We start from the raw sequence: 19,526 nt of genomic DNA, 5'->3' as shown, positions 1-19,526 counted from the left end.
ACCTCATCCACCACACCCAACGACGACAACAACCCACCCGAAGCAGCCGCCATCCCCACCAACACCCGCTCCAACCGCCGTGCCAACTCGGGCACGGCGAAGCTCGACCATGGCTGCGCGGCGCCCGCGGTACTCAGGGAGAGCTGGCCGTCGGCGCTCAAGAAAAACAATTCGAAGTGGTCCACACGGCCGAAGCGTGTAACGGCCCCTGTTGCCGGCGAATCAGCGAAGGGCAGAACGTTTATCGACGGCACGAAATTCACGCCGACCCTATTGCGTGGCCGCCCTGGACCCCGGTGACGGGCTTTGCGTTCAAGGGCGGGCACCGGGAACCGCTGATGCGCCAGCGCCTCGCGTATCCGCGCGTCGACATGCTCGCAAAAATCGGCAACCGTCGATCGCGGCGAAACCGTTAACACCAGCGGGACGACCCCGGAAACCATCCCGGGAAACGTTCCCGACTCCGGGCTTGTCCGCCTGCTCACTGGAAAGTCGAGCACCACCTGTGAGCCCTCGGCAGACCACCCTCGCACCAGCAGCGCGCAGGCGGCTGTGATCACCGATGACCGCCGCATTCCCAAAACGTCGGACAACTGGTGGACGCGGCTGACAACCCCAGGATCCAGTCGAACAGAATCAGATACCGACGATGGGTCGCGGTCGTCCGGCGATTGTGACAGGCCAGAATATGGCGCGCTTTCCGGCGGGAGGTTCTCGCTCCAATACGCTAAGTCCTCGGCGTACTGCTCAGATTCCTGGTATTCGGCCTCCCACGCGACCAGATCCTGCAGCGAGCCGAAAAAGGCAGGAGGCTCGGGCGCCTCGGCAATCAGGGCGGAATAGACCGCGGCCACCCGGTTGGCGAAAAGCACGGTGCCGAATCCATCGGTCACCAGATGGTGGAAGCACAAAAACCAATAGGATTCGTTCGTCCGCGTTTGAAACAGCGCAAATTTGAATAGCGGTCCAGACGGCGGCATTGGAGTGCGCCGGATCGACTCGGTTATCCGACGGAATTCCTGCAGCGGATCCGAAAGGTGCGTGAGATCGTAGAATGGGAGCTCGACCTCGGGGTTGTCAATTGGTTTTTGAAAAACCTGGCCATCCACCTCGAAAAAGCCGGCCCTGATCGGCTCGGCCTCTGCCACCACGCGACGGATTGCTTGTTCAAGCACATTCCGTTCAACGGCACCCTCGATTATGGCATGTGCGACTATATGCCATTCTTCATCAAAGCTGCCCGTCTCCTGAGCAAGCCAGATGTCGAGCTGCCCGCGCGAGAGCGGCAGTGCCTCGTCATCAATTTCCATCGGACTCACCGAACCCGGACGGTCTAGCTATCAGATCCCTGACTCTTCGCTAGCCTTTCGCGTAGGCTTTTCGGCCTGATGTCGGGCCAGTTTTGTTCGATGTATTCCAGGCACGCGGCGCGGTCGGCTTCGCCGTAAACGACCCGCCAACCGGCGGGAACATCGGCGAAGGTCGGCCACAAGCTGTGTTGCTCCTCATCATTGACCAACACAAAAAAGCTTCCATTTTCATCGTCAAAGGGATTGACGCTCACGAGGTCCCCCTGCTGTCTAATCGACACGAGCACAACAGGTCCAAACTCTACTGGAGCCAACAGAGTGGGTCCAGTTTTCGGCAAAGTTCCTCAGATCATCCCAAGGTGCCTGGTGGGCCTCAGTGATTCGCTCCCGGCATGGGGTCGCTGCGATGGTGACTGCTGGCCTTGTGACCAGCAGCGACGGACTTGGCCTCGCAGTTCGCCACTGGGCATCGACGGGCCGCGAGAGCACCATCCGGTCCGCCGGCGCAAAGTGGAGTAGTCGATTACTCGGAAGGGGGCGGATTCTGCGCCCGTAGCGGGCACCCGTACTACCAGCGTGGTGCTGCCGCTGATCCAGCGGCGAACCTCGCGGTTCGTTTTCCTGACGCTCGCGTCGGATCATCGACGAGCTGGATTATTACCATGGCGCGCAAATCTCCAGGGCGCGCGGGCGTCGACTCGGCACACCAATTTGGTCAAAGTCCAATTGCAGAGCCGCCATATTCCGTCGGCACGATCCAGTTATCTTTCTCATGCCTTTACGGCGAAGCGGAACCTGCCTAGTGACATTACCCGCTGTGAAGCTTGCCCAGGCCGGTGATCTCAAGGCTTATCGACTTGCGTTGGCCGGCCGCACCCAGCATGAAAAAGATGTCACCTGCCGGTGCGCCCAACCAGAATCGCCAAAACGGCCGGCCAAAGCAAGTCCATATATAGCGGCCCTCCCCTGCCAACCAATACGATGCGATCCAGAGCAGGTAATACAACGCGCGCTTCCAACGCGCACGGATCATCTCGACATTCATCTCCATGATCTCAAGGCCCCAGGCTCGGTACCGCCATTCCAACTGGTAGCGGTCCTGGAACTCATAGAAAGCACGCATTTCGCCACTGGTGACAAGATACTCATCAAAGACAAGTATGGAGCCTTCGATAAAGCGATCTTTGCAGGTTTCTAATGCGTGGAGGCAACTTTCGTAGGTGTCCAAATCCATGTGGAACAGGCGAATCGACGCGCCGGGTCGGGCAGCCAGGAATGGCGCCAACGTGTCGTAGGTGCTTCCCTTGATGAATTGAACGTTACGACCGAGCGCGGCTGGTATGCCGTCGTGCAAGCTGACGCCGGTTTCTGCCATGGCACGTACTGCTAATGGATCCGACAGTGAAAAGGTGCCGCGTTTTAGGACCTGGTTTTCGAGTTGCCAGTCTTCGACAAGACCGGTAAAAGTATCGAAACCATACACCAAGCGGTCGCAGGCATCAGATATGAGGCGCGTGGACCAGCCAATCCAGACACCTAGATCGAGCAGAAGCTCGTCGGAATTGTTGCCGATTGGTTCCGGCAGGCGAGATGCTTCCCACAATAGTGTGTGGCCTCGAATCCTGCACCGCCGCAGGTCCGAAATCGTGCGCGCGATAAACGCACGGTATGCGTCGTCATAGGCCTTGGTGTCCCGGGCATATAAGTTGGGAATGTAGCGGTCGCGATCCCGGTAGAAAAAGCGTGCGCAGAGGACGACCAGCAGAACCACGCCGATGGCTACGGCGAGGGCCGGTACGAAGTAACATGCGGCGGCCACGATGAGCGCACCACCAACAAGGATGGCTTTCCATACGCGGTGGAGGTTCGTCCGATCCACTGTCCGCCTATCGACTACACCCATCGGTTCGCCTCCGGGTTATGGGCCAGGGAGTACTGGATGCGCATCGCCTGGACCGCGCGGCTGTGGACCATCGATGGAGCGTGCCCTCTTGTTTGGTGGGTGGCGTATCGTTCGCCGCGCGACGCGGCCGACTGCAATTTCCACATTCGCTCTCGCAAGGACACGTCCATACCGAGGCATGCGGCGCAGTCTGCAAAGCTCTTGATAGCGCGGACTTTACACCACGGTCACTGTAACAGTCTCGGGATTCGAGTGTCGTCGCGTGCTTGCTGCACGGTTGCCTGGCAGCTGCTGGTGGTCCGAAAAGCCCCGTCGAGCCACTCGGCCGCCTACGAGTTCGAAATCGTTTGGGCGACTTCATACTTGAAACGCCACGCTCGGTCGTTGTCTTCTCCGGTAACGGTTTGCGCAGTCCACCGTCGCATCGATCATCTTCTGCAGCTTGCCGGGACAGCCCGCCGGAGACCGTCACCAGCGCGGTCCGCAATTTAACGGATTCGAATCCACCCCTTCGGGGCTGCCGAAAATGCAACAATGACGCCATCAGAAGAACACTTCTCCTTACCAAGTTGGTGAACCTTGCGCCTCGATGACACCGTAAGCCCCGTCGAGGGAGTGCGGGCTGGGCGCTCGCCCCAGAAGGATTTTCGCGGAGACATCGAGGGCCTGCGCGCGGTCGCGGTGTTGGCCGTCGTCCTGTTTCACGCCGAGGTGCCTGGCGTCGGTGGTGGGTACATCGGCGTGGACGTTTTCTTCGTTATCTCTGGCTTCCTCATCACCGGGCTGCTCTTCCGCGAGGTGCGCACCGCCGGCACCGTCCGACTGCGCCGGTTTTACGGAGCGCGGGCCCGCCGATTGCTGCCGGCATCGGCGACGGTAGGGGTCGTTACCGCGATCGGCGCGGCTATTCTGTTGCCCCCGTTGCAGGCTCGTACCGTCTTCGGTGACGGCATCGCCAGCGCGTTATATGTCGGCAACTACCGGTTTCTCGCACAAGGCGCCGACTACTTCTTCAGTGAGATGCCGCCGTCGCCGTTTTTACATTACTGGTCTTTGGGCGTAGAAGAGCAGTTCTACCTCGTGTGGCCGCCCTTGATTATCGGTACGGCTTGGTTTATCCGACGCACGCGTCGACGTAGCGCGACGCACGGCACGTCGTCAGAAACTCCGTATCTGACAATCCTGGCGGTGGTCGGGGCGGTGTCGTTCGCGTTGTCGCTCGCGAGCACTCACTGGATGCCGTTTGTGGCGTTTTATTCGCTTCCCACCAGGGCCTGGCAGTTGGGTGCTGGCGGGCTGGTGGCGCTGACGGCCGGCCACTGGCGCCGATTACCGGCACTAGCCGCCGCCATCGCGGGTTGGGCAGGGCTGGGCCTGATTCTGCTGGCCTGCACCGTGTTGAGCACGAGCACGCTCTACCCGGGCACCGCCGCGCTGTTACCCGTTGTGGGCACCGCGCTGGTGATTGGCGCCGGCTGTGCCTCAGCCTCCCGTGGGTGCGGGCGCGTCCTGTCGTTGTCGCCGATGCGGGCGATCGGCCGAGTGTCGTACTCGTGGTATCTGTGGCACTGGCCCGTGCTCCTACTCGCACCGCCATTGCTGGGCCACCCGCTCGGACTGGCCGGCAGGCTGGCAGCTGCACTCATCTCCTGCGGGTTGGCTGTTCTCACACTGCATCTGATCGAGAATCCGTTGCGATTCGCCGCTCCTGTACGCCGCTCTCCTGCACGCAGCCTGGCAGTTGGTGGTGTCGCCACCGCGATGGCGGTCTGCGTCGGCGTGGCATTGCTGGTGGTCGTACCCGCCCCCGTCGGCCGTGGCGCGCCGGCCCCGACGGTGGCCGTCACTGCGGCGCCCGCGCCGGGGGGCCCCAACATGAGCCCCTACGACGCGGCGGTACAGCAGGCGTTCGCGCAGGTGCAGGCCGCGGTCGCGGCATCTATCGACCTGAAAGCCGTACCGTCCAACCTGAATCCGCCGCTTGCCGACGTGGCGGCGACAAAAATGGCCACGTTCATCAAAAGCTGTATGCGTCAGTTCTACCAAGTCGCCCAGCCGGATTGCGCGACGGGCGACACCGCCTCGCCGACCACGGTGGCTTTGGTCGGTGACTCGAATGCCGCGATGTGGAGCCCGGCGTTCCAGCAACTCGCCACGCAGCGGCACTGGCGGCTAGAGACGCTGAGCAAGGGCGGCTGTCCATTGATGGACGTGCCCCTCATCAACCCATTGCTTCACCGGGAGTACACCGAGTGCGGGCAGTGGCGCACTCAGGTCATCGACCGGCTACGTGCCGAGCACCCACGTCTGGTTGTGCTCAGCTTGTGGCGACGCTACGGTGCCGCCCATGGCTTTCCGTCGGGATTGACGTCATATGACCCAGCCTGGATCGACGGCCTGGCCCGGCTGGTGCAGCAACTGCGCGACACCGGTGCAAGGGTGCTGGTGCTCGGACCGATCCCTGATCCCCAGTCGACAGTGCCGCTTTGCCTGTCGGCGCATCTCGACAACGTAACGGCCTGCTCGCCGCCACGGTCGACGGCGGTCAACGCAACCGGCATCACGGCTGAGTCTGCTGCCACCACAGCCGGCGGCGGACACTACGCCGACCTGACCGGGCTGTTCTGCACCACCGAGCGCTGCCCGGTAATCGTCGGCAACACCCTGGTGTACTTCGACAGGAATCATGTGGCGGCCGACTACTGCCGGCTGGTGGCGCCGGTAATCGGTGCACTGGCCGACGGCGCGCTCGCGCGCGGTTGAGAGATTGCGCACCGGCGGCAAGCCGATACAGGGGCCCGACTGTGGTCGTGTAGAACGAAAAGTGCAGTGCCAGAATGAAGTTCGACTCTCTCAGCTCGCGCGCGCAGAGTTTTTCCCGCGGTTGGCGCAGGTGAGCATAATTGCCGAGAGGTCGAGGATATGATCGGCCAGGACTGCGCTCTCGACAACGCGTGCCGGTCACAAGACCACTCCGCAGACGAACCGGAGGCTTCCCCTCTTGTCAACGTCCGTGCTCGTCACTGGTGGGGCAGGATTCATAGGATCCGCGCTCTCACGCCGTCTCGTCAAAGCCGGCTACGACGTCGCCGTGATGGACGTCTTGCATCCGCAAGTGCACGCCGGACGCGACGCGATCGACCTGCCACGATCGGTGCAGTTGTTCACCGGCGATGTCACCCATGCGCCCGACTGGGATGCGGTGCTTCGGCTATTTCGTCCGGCGCAGGTCGTGCATTTGGCGGCCGAGACCGGAACCGCGCAGTCGCTTACCGAGGCGACACGTCATGCCTCGGTGAACGTCGTAGGAACGGCCCAGCTGCTTGATGCCCTGAGCCGCGCCGGGCACGTGCCCGACCAGTTCGTGCTGGCGTCGTCACGGGCGGTGTACGGCGAGGGCGCTTGGCAATCCGGTGACGAAGTGTTCTATCCGCCGCCTCGCAGTCACGCCCAGCTGCTCGCCGGCATCTGGGATCCGCAAGGGCCCACCGGCGAAGCGGCAGTGCCGCTTCCGAGTTGCGCATGCCGAACCGAGCCGCGACCTACCAACATCTACGCCGCGACCAAACTCGCACAGGAACACATGTTGACGGCGTGGACGACAGCACACGACGCCAGCCTGAGTGTGCTGCGGCTGCAGAATGTTTACGGGCCGGGCCAGTCGTTGACCAATTCGTACACCGGGATCGTGGCTCTCTTCGCACGGTTGGCGCGTGAGCAACGCCCTTTGGAGGTTTACGAAGACGGTCGCATCGTGCGCGATTTCGTGTTTATCGATGATGTCGTCGACGCGTTGTTCTCGACGCTGCAAAGGCCTGCAGTTGAGTCGCGCTGTCTTGACATCGGGTCAGGCAGCGCGACCACCATCCACGAGCTGGCCCGCGAGATAGCCGCGATGTGCGACGCTCCCGAGCCCGTCGTCGTACCGAAATTTCGCGACGGTGACGTACGTGCCGCGAGCTGCATCGTCGAGCCGGCCCAGAACGAACTCGACTACCGCCCGAAATGGGCACTCGAGGAGGGCCTGCGCACGCTGCTCGAATGGATCGGCAGGCAACCCGAATTGCCCTCCGTTCCAAGCGATCATGCAACCTAAGTCGGCGCATCTGGCCGCCGCGCGCGGGGATCTTCGTTAAGTCTGACGGCAGCCGACGCGCCCCTGCCGGGCGAAGTTTTCGACGAGATCGGTCGCGGCAACCACGCTTTCGGCGGGTTTGGCTATCCGGCTCGCGATCTCGCGGGCCAGCGTGGCGCATTGCGGAGCAAGGATGGTACGCAGATCCGCAATCAGCGATTCCTGTGTGGTTGTCGAAAAGCGCCGGGCAGTACCCACCTTCAATCTTTTGACCGCCGTTCCCCGCAGCGACTGGTCGGGCCACGTCCAGAGGATCAACGTGGGTATTCCGGCGCCCAGGCCGACGGCCGTGGTGGCGGCGCCACCATGGTGTACCACCGCGCGGCAGGCTGGAAATACCGCCACGTAGTTCACCGCGCCCACCATCTTGATGTGGTCGAACTCCGCGACGTCGCTGAAGTCACTCCAGCCGGCACACACCAATGCCCGCTCGCCAAGCTCCGCGCAAGCCGCACTGATCATTGCGAGAGTCTCAGCGGGCGAACCGACCGGAATACTGCCGAAGCCGAAGAGAATTGGCGGGTTTCCCTCCGCGATCCATGAGGCGACCTCGTCGTCCGCCTCGGTCGGCGTCTCCATCGTCAGCGCGCCGACAAACGGCCGCTGGTCACCGAATTCCGCCCATTCGGCTGCCAGCCCGGGAAAGCAAACCTCGTCGTACGCCTGGATTTCCAGCGATTCACGTTCGGCGATCCGTCGCGGCGAGGGCCGTGTTGCCTTCGATAGGCCAAGTTCATGACGCTGCGCGTTCTCAACCTTTCTAGTCATGCGCCAATGCACCCATTCGAGCGCCGTCATCGCGGAGCGGCCCAGCCGCGACGGCAACATCGGAATGAACTGGCCGTGCGCCCGCATCGGGAACGTGTGCAGGGTGGCCAACGGAATGTTGTAGTACTCGGCGACGTTTGCCGCGCCCTCCTGAAAACTGATGCCGGTGAGTAGCAGGTCGGCCCCGTCCGCCAGCGATGTAAGCGCCGCGCTCATCTCCTGCCAGGACTGGATACCCGGCTCCCAAATCTCACGCCACAGCCGGATCACTTCCGGGATCTTCCAGAAGTTGCGGAAAAGACTCGTCCAAAAGTCGCGGTGCATGTCGATCACGGCCTGCGAATCCATCCCATAGGCGACCGCCGAAAGCCCAGCCGCCTCGACGTCGCCAACCAGGTTGGGCGCGACTGCCACGCGCACTTCGTGCCCTCTGCGCAGCAGCTCCCGGCCGACAACGATGAACGGCTCGACATCGCCACGAGTCCCATAGGCCGCCAGCACAAATTTCATCGCAGCTCCAAGCCCTTCACTTCCCGCGCGCAAGATTTTCCACGAGATCGGCCGCCGCCGCCACGCTTTCAGCGGGTTTGGTCATCCGAGTTGCGATCTCACGGGCTCGGGCGACGCACTCCTGAGCAAGGATAGTGCGCAGGTCATCACGTAGCGTTTGCTGGTTAGTGGTCGAAAAGCGCCGGGCGGTACCAACCTTCAATCGTTTGACCCGAGCTCCCCACAGCGTCTGATCGAGGTCCGTCGAGAGAATCAACGTTGGGACTCCGGCGCGCAGCCCGGCGGCCGTGGTGCCGGCGCCACCGTGATGCACCACCGCGCGGCAGGCCGGGAAAACACCCGCATAATTGACCGCGTCCACCACCTTGACATGATCCGAATGGGGGACGCCGCTGAAATCAGTTCCGCCGGAGCACACTAGCGCCCGTTCACCCAACTGCGCGCAGGCCTCGCTGATCATGCCGAGTGTGGCGGCCGGAGATTCGACCGCGATGCTGCCAAAGCCGAAGAGTACCGGCGGTGTTCCCCCGGCAATCCACGACGCGGCCTCGTCGTCGGCATCCGTCGGCAACTCCATCGTCAGCGCGCCGACAAAGGGCCGCTGGTCACCCAATTTCGCCCATTCGGCTGCCAGCCCGGGAAAGCAAACCTCATCGTAGGCCTGGATTTCCAGCGATCCACGTTCGCTGATTCGCCGCGGCGACGGGCCCGTTACCTTCGGCAGGCCAAGTTCGCGTCGCTGCGCATCCTCGACCTTCTTCGTGCCGCGCCACGACAGCCACCAAAATGCCCTCATTGCGGAGCGGCCTAGCGGCGCCGGCAGGAATGACAGCAGTTCGCCGTTGGGTCGCAGCGGGAAGTAATGCAGCGTGGCTAGTGGGATGTCGTAATACTCCGCGACGTTGGCGGCCGCGTCCTCGAAATTCAGGCCGGTGAAGAGCAGGTCCACCCCGTCCGCCAGCGACCTCAGCGTGGTGGCCATCTCTTCCCAGCACTGGATGATGGGCTCCCCGACGTCGCGCCGGAAAGCGATCAGATCCCGCACCCTCCATGGGGTGCGAAATAGACATGTCCAGAACTTGCGGTGCGCCTCGAGAACGGCCCGCATATCAGGTCCGCACGCAACCGCGGAAAGCCCAGCCGACTCGGCGAATCCGACCAGGTCAGGCGGCACCACCATGCGCGCCTCGTGCCCTCTCCGCAGCAACTCACGGCCGACTGCGACGCAAGGCTCGACATCGCCACGAGATCCGTAGCATGCCAGCACAAATTTCATTGCGGAGATCCTAGCCCCTCGCTTGTCGTGCGGGTTCAGCGAAACGAATCGCCGGGCCTGCCATCCCCGCTGAGCCGCCGCCAGCAGCTACGACGCGACAAATTCGCCGAGGTAAGCGGGTGGCTTCAGGTTGAGCAAGCGCTCGCGGTCGGCGGCGAGGTCCTCGTAATCCAACGCCTCGACCTGTGCCGCCGTATAGGGCAGTTGCGACTCCGGCGGCCCCTTCCGCACCAGGCCTATCCCACTATCGCAGTCCAGGACTGCAACGAGCAGGTCGGGCCGGGTGCTGCGCAGGTGGACGATCGCCTTCCAGACATCACCGCTCCAGGGCGGCGTCGTGATGAGCATGTGCCAGAGCAGGTTTCGCCAGCGGTGATGCGCACGATAGTCGGCGTATGACGCGGCAGGGTAGCCGATCGCAGCGTTTGCGGGGTTGCAGTCGTGCAGGACGATGACACCGTCGTCTCGCAGATAGCGCAGGGTGTTCTCCACGTCGCGCAGTGCCTGCTGATAGGTGTGAAGCCCGTCGATCAGGGCGACGTCGACGCCGTGTTGCTCCAGGAAGGCCGTCTCGCTCGCGAAAAAGGCGTCGCTGGTCGCCTCGAAGTAGTGGGTGGCGCGCGCTTTCGCCTCGGCGAGCCTGCGGGAGCGCGCCGAGAGCTTCAACGTCGGATCGACCGCGATCTTCTCGTCGGCGGCAATGCGCCGAAACGCCATCCCGTACGAAACGCCGATCTCGAGGTAAACGGGCTTCACCCGCCCGTCGAGCGCCTCCTGCACGGCCTTGATCCGGTTCACACAACCACCCTCCATCGGAGCTACCTGGCAGGGGGTACGCCCCGCACGCCAAACCCCTTCGTGTTTCCGTTCCGCCTACTGCTTGCGCAACGCGCATAGATCCTTCGGCGGTGCGGCAACGCCTACCCTAGGTCCGCGCCGGCAAAACCGGTCAGCCAACACGGCCCACGCGGGCGAACTTTTCCACGAGATCGGCTGTGGTCAGAACGCTTTCGGCCGGTTTGGTCATCCGGGAGCCAATGTCGCGCGCGCGGGCGGCGTACTGCGGGGCCAGGATGGTCCGCAGATCGTCGATCAGCGTTTCCAGCGTGGCAGTCGAAAAGTGCCGAGCGGTGCCCACCTCTAATCGTTTGATCGCAGCCCCCCACAGCGTCTGATCGAGGTCGGTCGGAAGGCTTAAGGTGGGGAGGCCGGCGCGCAGCCCCGCGGCCGTCGTACCCGGGGCGCCGTGATGCACGACAGCGCGGCATGCCGGAAAGACGGACGCGTAATTCACTGTGTCCACCACCTTGACGTGCTCGAAATGGGGGACGCGGCTGAAGTCGCTCGAACCGGCGCACACCAGTGCCCGCTCGCCCAACTGTGCACACGCCGCGCTGATCATGGCCACCTTCTCGGCCGGAGACACCACCGGGATGCTGCCGAAGCCAAAGAAGATCGGTGGAGTTCCCGCCTTGATCCACGACGCAACCTCATCGTCGACATCTGTTGGCAACTCAATCGTCAGCGCACCGACGAATGGCCGTTGGCCATTCCATCTCGCCCATTCGGCCGCCAGCCCAGGAAAGCAAACCTCGTCGTAAGCCTGAATTTCCAGCGATCCGCGCTCGGTGATCCGCCTAGGCGCCGACCCCTTTGTCTTCGGCAGGCCCAATTTGCTGCGCTGCGCGTCCTCGAGTTTCTTCGTCCCGAGCCACGACATCCACCAGAACACTGTTATTGCGCAGCGGCCCAGCGGCGCTGGCAGGAATGGGAGGAGTTGGCCGTTCGCCCGCAAGGGGAAGAAATGCAGTGTGGCCAGTGGAATGTCGTGGTACTCGGCGACGTTGGCAGCGGCGTTCTCGAAATTCAGCCCGCTGAATAGCAGGTCGGCGCCGTCTGCCAGCGATGTCAGCGTGGCGCTCATCTCCTCCCAGCGCGCCGCAACTGGCTCCCAAACTGCGCTCCGCAGCCTGTTCAACTCCCCGATCTTCCAAAAGTTCCGGAAGAAACACGTCCAGTAGTCGCGGTGCGCGTCCGCGATGCCACGCAAATCCGGTCCATATCCGACCGCCGCAATACCAGCCGCCTCGACGAAACCAACCAAATCCGGCGGGACAGCCATACGCACTTCGTGTCCGCGTCGCAGCAGTTCACGACCGACAGCGGCGAAGGGCTCGACATCGCCGCGACTTCCCCAGCTTGCCAGCACAAACTTCATTGCGCGGTCCTGACCTTTCACTTCGCTTGGGCGTGGTCGGCGTCAGGCCGTCGGTAATTATTCCGAATTCTTGGATTGTCGGCTGGGTTTTTCTCCGATTTTTGGGTGCGAAGACTGTGCGACTGCGGTGGGACTATCTAACTGGTGCTCGGCGGGTTGGGCTGAACGGCAAAGCATCCCGCGCGAACGCTCAGAGATGCGTGCCGGTAAGCGAGAAGTCTTTCAAGACGCTCGCAAGGTCATGCCGCAAGGCATCATTCGAGTTGAGGCGGCCCGGCTGATAAGCAAGGGCTGAGACAAAGACCTGTTCATGCGCCCTCCCCGCCCCCATAATCTGCAGTCCACCGAATCGGTGCACCATCGCCTCGGTCACGGCTGGGTAATGCATCCGCATGCCGAGATAATCGGCGTCCGTGCCATCCGGCCGCGTGGCCGCCGGGTTGATCGCACCGAGGTTGGTTGAGACGACGCCGATCCCGTTCCCGCTGATCTTCCTGATGAGCCGCTTGGGCACCAGAGGAACGGCAGAGAACATTGCCCGCTCGTCGTCGGGGACCTGCCTGTGGCGCATCAGCGCTTCGCGGATTGCGGCGCGCATCGGGCGCAGGTCGGTCGCCGCGGGAGACGGGTCGACCATGATGTCGACATTGCTGACCGCGTTGGCGCGGGTGTCGTCGACCGTGCGCTCGTTGAACGGGATCCTCAAGTCGACCAGGCCGTCGGCGGTTACTCGTCCCCGTCGTTCGGCGAGACGTGCCGCCAATCCGGCAAGCAGCGTCGCGCTGCTGCCGCCGAGTGATTGTGCGCGGCCCTCCCACTCGTCGGCGCCGACGAACATCGTCGCAATTGGGACCGTGATGGATCGGTCGGCCGCGCCGGCGGGGAGCGCAGGAAGCGGGGCGGCAGGTCCAGCTTTGCTGCGGCCGCGGCGGGCAACGCGCACTGCGGCGGCGACTCCGCGGCCGATGGCGCGTGCATCGCGCGCGGTTTGGCGAGCATCTTCGCGCACGGCCTGCCACCGCGTGCGCGATGCGGAAACCGGCCAACTGATCGGGTCATCACGACCAAGCGCGGCATCGGCCAGTGCCTCGAACAGCCCCAGACCGTCGGTGATGGAGTGCGGGACGAGAAGGCTGACCCCGGCGCCGCCATCGGTGAACGGCAGCACCGCGAGGTGCCATCCCGGCCCCCGCTCGCAATCCAGTGGGACCCTGGCCTGCTCGTTGAGCCAATTGTCGAATTCTTCGCGCGGTCGCGCGGATGCAACGATCTCGAGCTTGGGTGAGCCGTTGGGCGCTACCCAGCGATGGCGGCCGAACGGCAAGGGTGAGCGTTCGATACGGCGGGACAACCGGCCCCGCTGAAGATGGTCATGGAACTTCCGCAGACCCTCGATGTCGATGGCACGGTTGTAGACCCAGACGGCTTGGATGACGACGGTAACTCCCGTCGCTCGCCCGAACTCAAACATGGCTTGGTCGAGCGGGTCGAGCAGGTTGTCCATTTGCGTACCGTACTTTCTCACTATCGGCCGTAGATGCAGTTTCACCTTCAGTAACGAGCAAACTACCCCGCGTCGCTTGGGATGCGTTGGCTCCAACTGGGGGCGGCGTCCAACAAACGACCGGGACCAGATTGGGCCCCAGCAGACCGATCTGATCAACCTGGCGTCAGCAGCATGTCTTCAGCAGCCGTGCGGAATTCACGGCTGGCCCTTTCCCGGTCACTAGGGACGGAGCAATCCTGCGGCCCGAGGACGGTCGACTGGTCATTGGCGAACGCCGTGTCCCACTTACCTTTTGGACCGTTGCCATCACCTGATGTCTCGTTGGGCGTCTGCGCCATGCACCGGGAGCCACGCGAATCGCTCTCTGGCCGCCTGCGAGACGTCTTTACACCGCACGGCAGTCCGTCACTTGGCTACACCATGTGCGCCAGCGACCTACAACGCAGGGAGCTTTAGAAGAACCAACGGAGTACAGCTACCAAGGTAGTGTTCCGGCCATGTGGAGCTCACTGGTGCTGGTGGGGTTGAGTTCCGGGCTTCTGACGGGGTTCGATCCGATGCGTCTGGGCCTCGCCCTTCTCGTGATCTCCCGGCCCCGGCCTGTACAGAACCTGCTCGCCTACGGGGTCGGAAACCTGATCGCATGCGTTTTCACCGTGGTGTTTCCGCTGACGATGCTGCACAACACACCAATGCTCAAATCCTTTGCGGACAATTTGGCGACAAGTCCGACGGTCAAACACATTCAACTCGCAATGGGCGTGGTGGCGCTGTCGATTGGTGCGCTGCTTTTGGTGCACTCGCTGGCTCGCTGGCGTCAGCGCGCGCACTCGACGGCAGCAAGCGGCCCTGCGTCGACCCAGGTGCTGGAGTCGCAAAAACCAAGTGCAATCTCGCGACTGTTGGGCCGCCCGCAGGATGTGCCGCCGGAGGGCGCATCTGGATTTCGCGGGTTACTCAACCGGGCCCACAATGCGTGGGAAAACGGATCCTTGTGGGTCGCGGGTGCACTCGGCCTCGGAACGGGGCCACCACTCGACGGAGTTCTGTTCCTACTGGCGTTCATCGTCGCATCGGGAGCTGCCACCGGTACACAGGCCGTCGCCGCCGTCGCGTTCGTCATCGGGATGCTTGCCGTTATCGAGTTCACGCTCGCCAGCTATCTGGCCGCGCCAGCGAAAACCCAGGCGATAGTGCAACGGCTGCACGATTGGGCGCGGACTCACCGTCGGAAAATCCTCATCGCTATGTGCGCAGTCGGCGGGCTCGCCCTAATCGGCACCGGCATGGGCGGCGCAGCTGGTAGCTGAGGTCCGGGCCGCGTGCGACACCGTGTGATCAGTGCGTCGAGGAGCTCGATCTGGCCTCGCGTGCGGCCCTGGTCCTGATCAGCTGCTGACGCATTGCCAGCGGCGCCTGCCGCCAGGCGTCTTTCCGCCTCAACAGCGCCAACTGCCGGCGGCAGGTCTCCAAGGCTGACCACCAGAAGAACACCGGCAGCCGCTTTCTGAACTCCTTGTCCGCGCCCTTGCTCGCACAGACCCCGGTCATGTCGTTGTAGTGAGCAATCACGATGTCCATGTACCTGGTGACGAGCGCCGGGTTGGAGAAGCAGCGGATGTTGAAGTCCCAGTCGGCCCAGACGGGGTAGCGCAGGTTGTAGGGCCCGATGCCGTCGAAAAGGTTGCGGCGGTAGAAGATCGACTGATGGCAGATGTTCGTCTCGAATAGCAGACGGTCGAGGTCGAATGCGCCACCCCAGCGGGACCAAGTTGAGCGAATGATCACGTCGCCGTAGACCAGGTCGCTGGGCTGGTGTTCATCGATGAAGCCGGCCACGCGCGCGAGCGTGTCCGCCTCGTGCAGGGCGTCGTCGGCGCCCAGGAAGAGCAACCATGCCCCGGTGGCCATGCCGACCCCGCGGTTCATGGCGTCGTAGACACCCTGGTCCGGGCCGGAATGGATGACCAGGCGGGTACCGAGATGGGTGGCGAAGCCGTTCGCGATGTCGATGGTTTCGTCGGTCGAGCCACCGTCGACCAGGACGAGTTCGAAGTCGCTGCAGGTTTGGCATATGACGCTGTCGAGGCAGGTATGCAGGGTTGCCGACGCGTTCAATGTGGGCACGATGATCGAAAACATTGGTGCGGTCATACCGCTACTCACGTTAGCAGCGGTCGCTACGGCGTACCGCTTCGTCTACAAAAATTTTCGGCTTAAGGACGCGGTCTAGAGTCGAGTGCTCCGTCTGCCGTTTGCTTTTGGAATGGGCCCCCGCATTTCCGGTCAATCGTCCTCACGGAAGAAGATCCCATCGGCCTGCAACATGCGACCATTGCGGAAATCGGTAAAACAGGGCAGTAATCCGGTGAGCGTGAAGCCCAAGGAGTGCACGAGTTCGAGCGCCTCACGAGCGAGCATGCCGCCTTCGTACAAAGGCAGAAACGACAGTTCGAGTTGCAGGCCGACACAGCGGTCGCCCACCGTTGATTTGCCTCCGGCGAGCACCTGCTTTTCAAATCCTTGAACGTCAACCTTGAGAAAGGTTGCATCGTCGGGCCGGAGAATTTCTGGCACAACGGAATCAAGTCGATGTATTGGAACATCTTCGACCCCGATATAATTTGCTGGCGGATAGACATCTTGGTGGCTTTTCAGCATCGGCAGGGCGGAACTGCTTTGACCGGCGTTGCCTGCAACATTTATCGGGATTGTTCCATCAAAGTCGCCCAGCGCGTAGCGTCGGCAGTCCCAAAGCGAATCTGCCGATGCCCTCCTGTTCAAAATCGAAAACGGGCCTGAAAGAGGTTCGAACGAAATGATACGGCCTTTGTACGCCGCCTTGCGGAGATCGGCGGCGTATTGTCCCGAATTGGCGCCTACATCCAAAACGACATCTACTTGGTGCGATTCCAATTGCTTCACAAACTGATGCTTCCAGTTCCGCTCAGAATAGCGCCGCGATACTTCGAAGGCAGCGCTGCGGCCGATCAATCGGGCACGGTCCAACAAACGCATCGCGTCACACTAACATTTGAATACCGCGCCTGCGAGATAGTTCCGGCCCCCGGAATCGGATCCTGGCCCCAAGTGCTCTCGCGCCGCACGGTGTCCGGCTGACCGTGGAACTCGAGTCGCCCTAAATTTCCCTGCTTTCTCCAGGAATCTCGACGACGATCGAGTCCAGGCCGGCCCGGATCACTGCGGTGGGGAATGCCGAGCGCGCGGCTGCCGTGATCGCGTCGAGCTGGGGGAAGCCGGCGAGCCCAGAGCCAAAAAGTCGTAGGTCATCAATCACGATGGTGGTGCCTGCCGGCGTTACGTCGGCGAGCCGCCGCAGCGTCGACTCCGCTGGCTCCATCTCCTGACCTTCGGCCGTCCCAGGACCGGAGAAGTGCCCGTCTAGGTACACCAGCGGCGGGGTCGAGCAATTCGCGACGATCTTCGGGATCTCGGCGAGTGAATCACCGTGGACGACGGTGACATTGGGGTAATCGGCGAACCGCTGTCGGGCCGCGGCGTAGAGCCCGTCATGTAGTTCGACCGAAAACACGTGATCCGTATGCGGTATGAAAAATGCGGTGGTTTCACCTTTGTAGGTGCCGGCCTCGACGAAGATCCGGTGCCCTCGCGCCCTCAGCGTGTTGAGCAGGTGACGTCGCTTAGCGATTGCGGGCGGTGAAACCAGGTGCATGCCGCGGAACCAGCCATGTGCAGCGGCGAGGCGGTTGGGTTCTAGTGAGTTCCTACTGCGGACCAACTTCAGTGCGATACCGATGAGTTTTTGCCTCATCCTCGACATAACGGTTGATGGTAGGGCAGACGATCGAGGACACGCGCCTATCGGTACGAGCCGCAAGGTTATTGCCTCGCCGCACCGATGTTCGCGCGATACCACGCCACCGTAGCCTCGATGCCGGCGCGCAGCGGGATTCTGGGTTGCCATCCCGCTTCCCGCAACACTGAAACGTCCAGCAGTTTGCGTGGAGTACCGTCCGGTTTGGTTGGATCCCATCGGGTTTCGCCGCTGTAGCCGACCGCGTTGGCCACCATATCGGCGATCTCGCTGATGGTGTGGTCGATGCCGGTACCGACATTGACTGGGGTCGGTCCATCGAAGTGTTCGAGAAGATGCAGACAGGCACTGGCCAGATCGTCGACGTGCAGCAGCTCTCGCCGCGGGGTCCCAGTGCCCCAGTTGGTCACCTCAGGCGCGCCGCTGGCTTTGGCTTCTTCATACCTGCGAATAAACGCCGGTAAGAGATGCGACGTGGATGCGGAAAAGTTGTCGCCAGGTCCATACAGGTTGGTTGGCATCGCCGAGATCCACGCAAGCCCGTATTGCCGTCTGACCGCCTGTACCTGGAGTACTCCGGCAATCTTGGCAATCGCATATGCGTCGTTCGTCGCTTCCAGCGGCCCGGTAAGCAGCGCGGTCTCCTTGATCGGCTGCGGAGCGAACTTCGGGTAGATGCAAGAGGATCCGAGGAAAAGTAGCCTCGGTACGCGCGCGGCTACGGCAGCATCGAGCAGGTTGAGCTGGATCTGCAGGTTTTCGGACAGGAAATCGACTGGGTAGGTGTTGTTGGCCAGGATGCCGCCGACCTTGGCCGCAGCATCGATGATGACCTGGGGCCTTGACTGGAGGACAAAGTCAAACGTCGCGTGGCGATCCGTCAGATCGAGCTCACGATGTGACCGCACAACCAGATTGGTGAAGCCCTCGGCCTGAAACAGCCGTACGAGCGCTGACCCGACCAGCCCGCGGTGTCCGGCGATATACACGGGAGATGCCCGGTCGAGGAAGCCGAATGCCCTGTTCATCTCGCATTAGCTCCAACCCGGAAGCGACGGCTCGTCAATCCGTGGCTTGCGGTCCGACTTCAGTGCCGCGATGTCCGCATCCACCATGATCCGCGCCAGTTCGGCGGTGTGCACACTCGCCTTCCACCCGAGCGATTGGGCCGCCTTGGTGGCGTCACCGATCAAAGAGTGGACTTCCGCGGGCCGTAGATAGCGCTCGTCGAACTTCACATGCTCGTGCCAGTCCAGCCCAGCATGCTCAAATGCGGCCTGGGCGAACTCGCGCACGCTGTAGCCACGTCCCGTAGCGAGCACGAAGTCGTCCGGCTCGGGGGCTTGCAGCATCCGCCACATCCCTTCCACGTATTCAGGTGCGTACCCCCAGTCGCGAACGGCATCGAGATTGCCCAGGTAGACGTGCGACTCGACGCCGGCTTTGATACGAGCCACAGCTCGCGTGATCTTGCGCGTCACGAATGTCTCGCCGCGGCGGGGTGACTCGTGATTGAACAAGATGCCGTTCACGGCGAACAATCCGTACGCCTCTCGATAGTTGCGTGTTGCCCAGTACGAGTAGACCTTTGCGGCGCCATACGGTGATCGCGGGTAGAAGGGAGTCTGCTCGCTTTGTGGTGGTGGAGATGCGCCGAACATCTCAGACGACGAGGCCTGATAAAACCGGCATTGCACCTTGGACAGGCGCACGGCTTCCAGCAGTCGCATAGATCCTATGCCGGTAGTGTCGCCGGTTTGTACGGGTTCATCAAAACTAACGCGCACATGCGACTGCGCCGCAAGGTTATACACCTCGTCGGGCTCGATCGTGCTGAGCAACGTCACCAAGCGGGTGCCGTCGCTGAGGTCTCCGTAATGCAGGAACAGTCGTGCGCCCGGCTCGTGCGGATCGACGTAGAGATGGTCGATCCGCGAGGTGTTGAATGTCGAAGCTCGCCGGATGAGTCCGTGGACTTCATATCCTTTGGTTAGCAGCAACTCGGCAAGGTAGGAGCCGTCCTGCCCGGTGATCCCAGTTATGAGCGCTCGCTTCATCGGATTCCTATTTGTTCAAGCTGCGTGCTCGCCGCGGGTTTTCCGG

Annotated in this window: 16 protein-coding genes; 3 read left to right on the top strand and 13 right to left on the bottom strand. The window is 62.5% G+C overall.

Annotated features, from left to right (window positions below; translation table 11 throughout):
* The 3 genes from AWB95_RS06610 to AWB95_RS06600 all read right to left on the bottom strand — a co-directional run.
* Positions 1 to 1,310: condensation domain-containing protein (locus AWB95_RS06610; RefSeq protein ID WP_085167842.1), on the bottom strand; the 1,310-nt coding region annotated here is incomplete at its 3' end.
* Positions 1,311 to 1,333: 23 nt separating this feature from the next.
* Entirely contained in the window at positions 1,334 to 1,564 is a 231-nt protein-coding gene (locus AWB95_RS06605; RefSeq protein ID WP_062538383.1) for an MbtH family protein, read from the bottom strand.
* Positions 1,565 to 2,118: 554 nt separating this feature from the next.
* Positions 2,119 to 3,213, bottom strand: a complete 1,095-nt coding sequence (locus tag AWB95_RS06600; RefSeq protein ID WP_062538378.1) for a class I SAM-dependent methyltransferase — start codon at positions 3,211 to 3,213, stop codon at positions 2,119 to 2,121.
* Positions 3,214 to 3,792: 579 nt separating this feature from the next.
* Between AWB95_RS06600 and AWB95_RS06595 the strand changes: the two genes are divergently transcribed.
* Both AWB95_RS06595 and AWB95_RS06590 read left to right on the top strand, forming a co-directional pair.
* Entirely contained in the window at positions 3,793 to 5,976 is a 2,184-nt protein-coding gene (locus AWB95_RS06595) for an acyltransferase family protein (RefSeq protein ID WP_085167840.1), read from the top strand.
* Between the two features lie 250 nt (positions 5,977 to 6,226).
* Positions 6,227 to 7,309 carry an NAD-dependent epimerase/dehydratase family protein gene (locus AWB95_RS06590; protein ID WP_062538377.1) on the top strand — a complete coding sequence of 361 codons (1,083 nt, stop codon included), beginning with the start codon at positions 6,227 to 6,229 and terminating at the stop codon, positions 7,307 to 7,309.
* Between the two features lie 36 nt (positions 7,310 to 7,345).
* On the opposite strand, the gene AWB95_RS06585 is transcribed toward AWB95_RS06590, so the two are convergent.
* The 5 genes from AWB95_RS06585 to AWB95_RS06565 form a co-directional block, all read right to left on the bottom strand.
* Complete coding sequence (locus AWB95_RS06585; protein WP_062538376.1) at positions 7,346 to 8,626, bottom strand: glycosyltransferase; 1,281 nt, start codon at positions 8,624 to 8,626, stop codon at positions 7,346 to 7,348.
* A 16-nt stretch (positions 8,627 to 8,642) separates the two neighbouring features.
* Complete coding sequence (locus AWB95_RS06580) at positions 8,643 to 9,902, bottom strand: glycosyltransferase (protein WP_062538375.1); 1,260 nt, start codon at positions 9,900 to 9,902, stop codon at positions 8,643 to 8,645.
* An 87-nt stretch (positions 9,903 to 9,989) separates the two neighbouring features.
* Positions 9,990 to 10,715 (bottom strand): class I SAM-dependent methyltransferase, encoded by a 726-nt coding sequence (locus AWB95_RS06575; RefSeq protein WP_084706895.1) that lies wholly within the window; start codon positions 10,713 to 10,715, stop codon positions 9,990 to 9,992.
* 136 nt (positions 10,716 to 10,851) lie between these two features.
* Positions 10,852 to 12,120: a glycosyltransferase gene (locus tag AWB95_RS06570; RefSeq protein WP_062538381.1), complete on the bottom strand. Its 1,269-nt coding sequence runs from the start codon at positions 12,118 to 12,120 to the stop codon at positions 10,852 to 10,854.
* Positions 12,121 to 12,310: 190 nt separating this feature from the next.
* Positions 12,311 to 13,624, bottom strand: a complete 1,314-nt coding sequence (locus AWB95_RS06565; protein ID WP_062538374.1) for a hypothetical protein — start codon at positions 13,622 to 13,624, stop codon at positions 12,311 to 12,313.
* Between the two features lie 500 nt (positions 13,625 to 14,124).
* On the opposite strand from AWB95_RS06565, the gene AWB95_RS06560 reads away from it, so the two are divergent.
* Positions 14,125 to 14,937 carry a GAP family protein gene (locus tag AWB95_RS06560; RefSeq protein ID WP_062538373.1) on the top strand — a complete coding sequence of 271 codons (813 nt, stop codon included), beginning with the start codon at positions 14,125 to 14,127 and terminating at the stop codon, positions 14,935 to 14,937.
* Between the two features lie 28 nt (positions 14,938 to 14,965).
* Here AWB95_RS06560 and AWB95_RS06555 read toward each other — a convergent pair whose 3' ends face one another.
* The 5 genes from AWB95_RS06555 to gmd all read right to left on the bottom strand — a co-directional run bounded on the left by AWB95_RS06555 (position 14,966) and on the right by gmd (position 19,480).
* Positions 14,966 to 15,769 carry a glycosyltransferase family 2 protein gene (locus AWB95_RS06555; protein ID WP_274520120.1) on the bottom strand — a complete coding sequence of 268 codons (804 nt, stop codon included), beginning with the start codon at positions 15,767 to 15,769 and terminating at the stop codon, positions 14,966 to 14,968.
* A 144-nt stretch (positions 15,770 to 15,913) separates the two neighbouring features.
* Positions 15,914 to 16,645, bottom strand: a complete 732-nt coding sequence (locus tag AWB95_RS06550; protein WP_085167838.1) for an FkbM family methyltransferase — start codon at positions 16,643 to 16,645, stop codon at positions 15,914 to 15,916.
* Positions 16,646 to 16,766: 121 nt separating this feature from the next.
* Complete coding sequence (locus AWB95_RS06545; RefSeq protein ID WP_099539592.1) at positions 16,767 to 17,429, bottom strand: class I SAM-dependent methyltransferase; 663 nt, start codon at positions 17,427 to 17,429, stop codon at positions 16,767 to 16,769.
* A gap of 59 nt (positions 17,430 to 17,488) precedes the next feature.
* Positions 17,489 to 18,451, bottom strand: a complete 963-nt coding sequence (locus AWB95_RS06540; protein ID WP_062538370.1) for a GDP-L-fucose synthase family protein — start codon at positions 18,449 to 18,451, stop codon at positions 17,489 to 17,491.
* Positions 18,452 to 18,457: 6 nt separating this feature from the next.
* Complete coding sequence (gene gmd / locus AWB95_RS06535; protein WP_085167836.1) at positions 18,458 to 19,480, bottom strand: GDP-mannose 4,6-dehydratase; 1,023 nt, start codon at positions 19,478 to 19,480, stop codon at positions 18,458 to 18,460.
* Positions 19,481 to 19,526 lie beyond the last annotated feature (46 nt).

The organism is Mycobacterium celatum, assembly GCF_002101595.1.
In the GTDB taxonomy this organism is placed as follows: domain Bacteria; phylum Actinomycetota; class Actinomycetes; order Mycobacteriales; family Mycobacteriaceae; genus Mycobacterium; species Mycobacterium celatum.
This window is presented reverse-complemented; position numbering and strand designations above follow the sequence as displayed.

What these genes read in the sequence shown, in the direction of transcription:
- AWB95_RS06600 (WP_062538378.1), bottom strand. Translation starts at nt 3,213, where the DNA reads ATGGGTGTAGTCGATAGGCGGACAGTGGATCGGACGAACCTCCACCGC.
- AWB95_RS06585 (WP_062538376.1), bottom strand. Translation starts at nt 8,626, where the DNA reads ATGAAATTTGTGCTGGCGGCCTATGGGACTCGTGGCGATGTCGAGCCG.
- AWB95_RS06580 (WP_062538375.1), bottom strand. Translation starts at nt 9,902, where the DNA reads ATGAAATTTGTGCTGGCATGCTACGGATCTCGTGGCGATGTCGAGCCT.
- AWB95_RS06575 (WP_084706895.1), bottom strand. Translation starts at nt 10,715, where the DNA reads ATGGAGGGTGGTTGTGTGAACCGGATCAAGGCCGTGCAGGAGGCGCTC.
- AWB95_RS06570 (WP_062538381.1), bottom strand. Translation starts at nt 12,120, where the DNA reads ATGAAGTTTGTGCTGGCAAGCTGGGGAAGTCGCGGCGATGTCGAGCCC.
- AWB95_RS06565 (WP_062538374.1), bottom strand. Translation starts at nt 13,624, where the DNA reads ATGGACAACCTGCTCGACCCGCTCGACCAAGCCATGTTTGAGTTCGGG.
- AWB95_RS06560 (WP_062538373.1), top strand. Translation starts at nt 14,125, where the DNA reads ATGTGGAGCTCACTGGTGCTGGTGGGGTTGAGTTCCGGGCTTCTGACG.
- AWB95_RS06555 (WP_274520120.1), bottom strand. Translation starts at nt 15,769, where the DNA reads ATGTTTTCGATCATCGTGCCCACATTGAACGCGTCGGCAACCCTGCAT.
- AWB95_RS06550 (WP_085167838.1), bottom strand. Translation starts at nt 16,645, where the DNA reads ATGCGTTTGTTGGACCGTGCCCGATTGATCGGCCGCAGCGCTGCCTTC.
- AWB95_RS06545 (WP_099539592.1), bottom strand. Translation starts at nt 17,429, where the DNA reads ATGTCGAGGATGAGGCAAAAACTCATCGGTATCGCACTGAAGTTGGTC.
- AWB95_RS06540 (WP_062538370.1), bottom strand. Translation starts at nt 18,451, where the DNA reads ATGAACAGGGCATTCGGCTTCCTCGACCGGGCATCTCCCGTGTATATC.
- gmd (WP_085167836.1), bottom strand. Translation starts at nt 19,480, where the DNA reads ATGAAGCGAGCGCTCATAACTGGGATCACCGGGCAGGACGGCTCCTAC.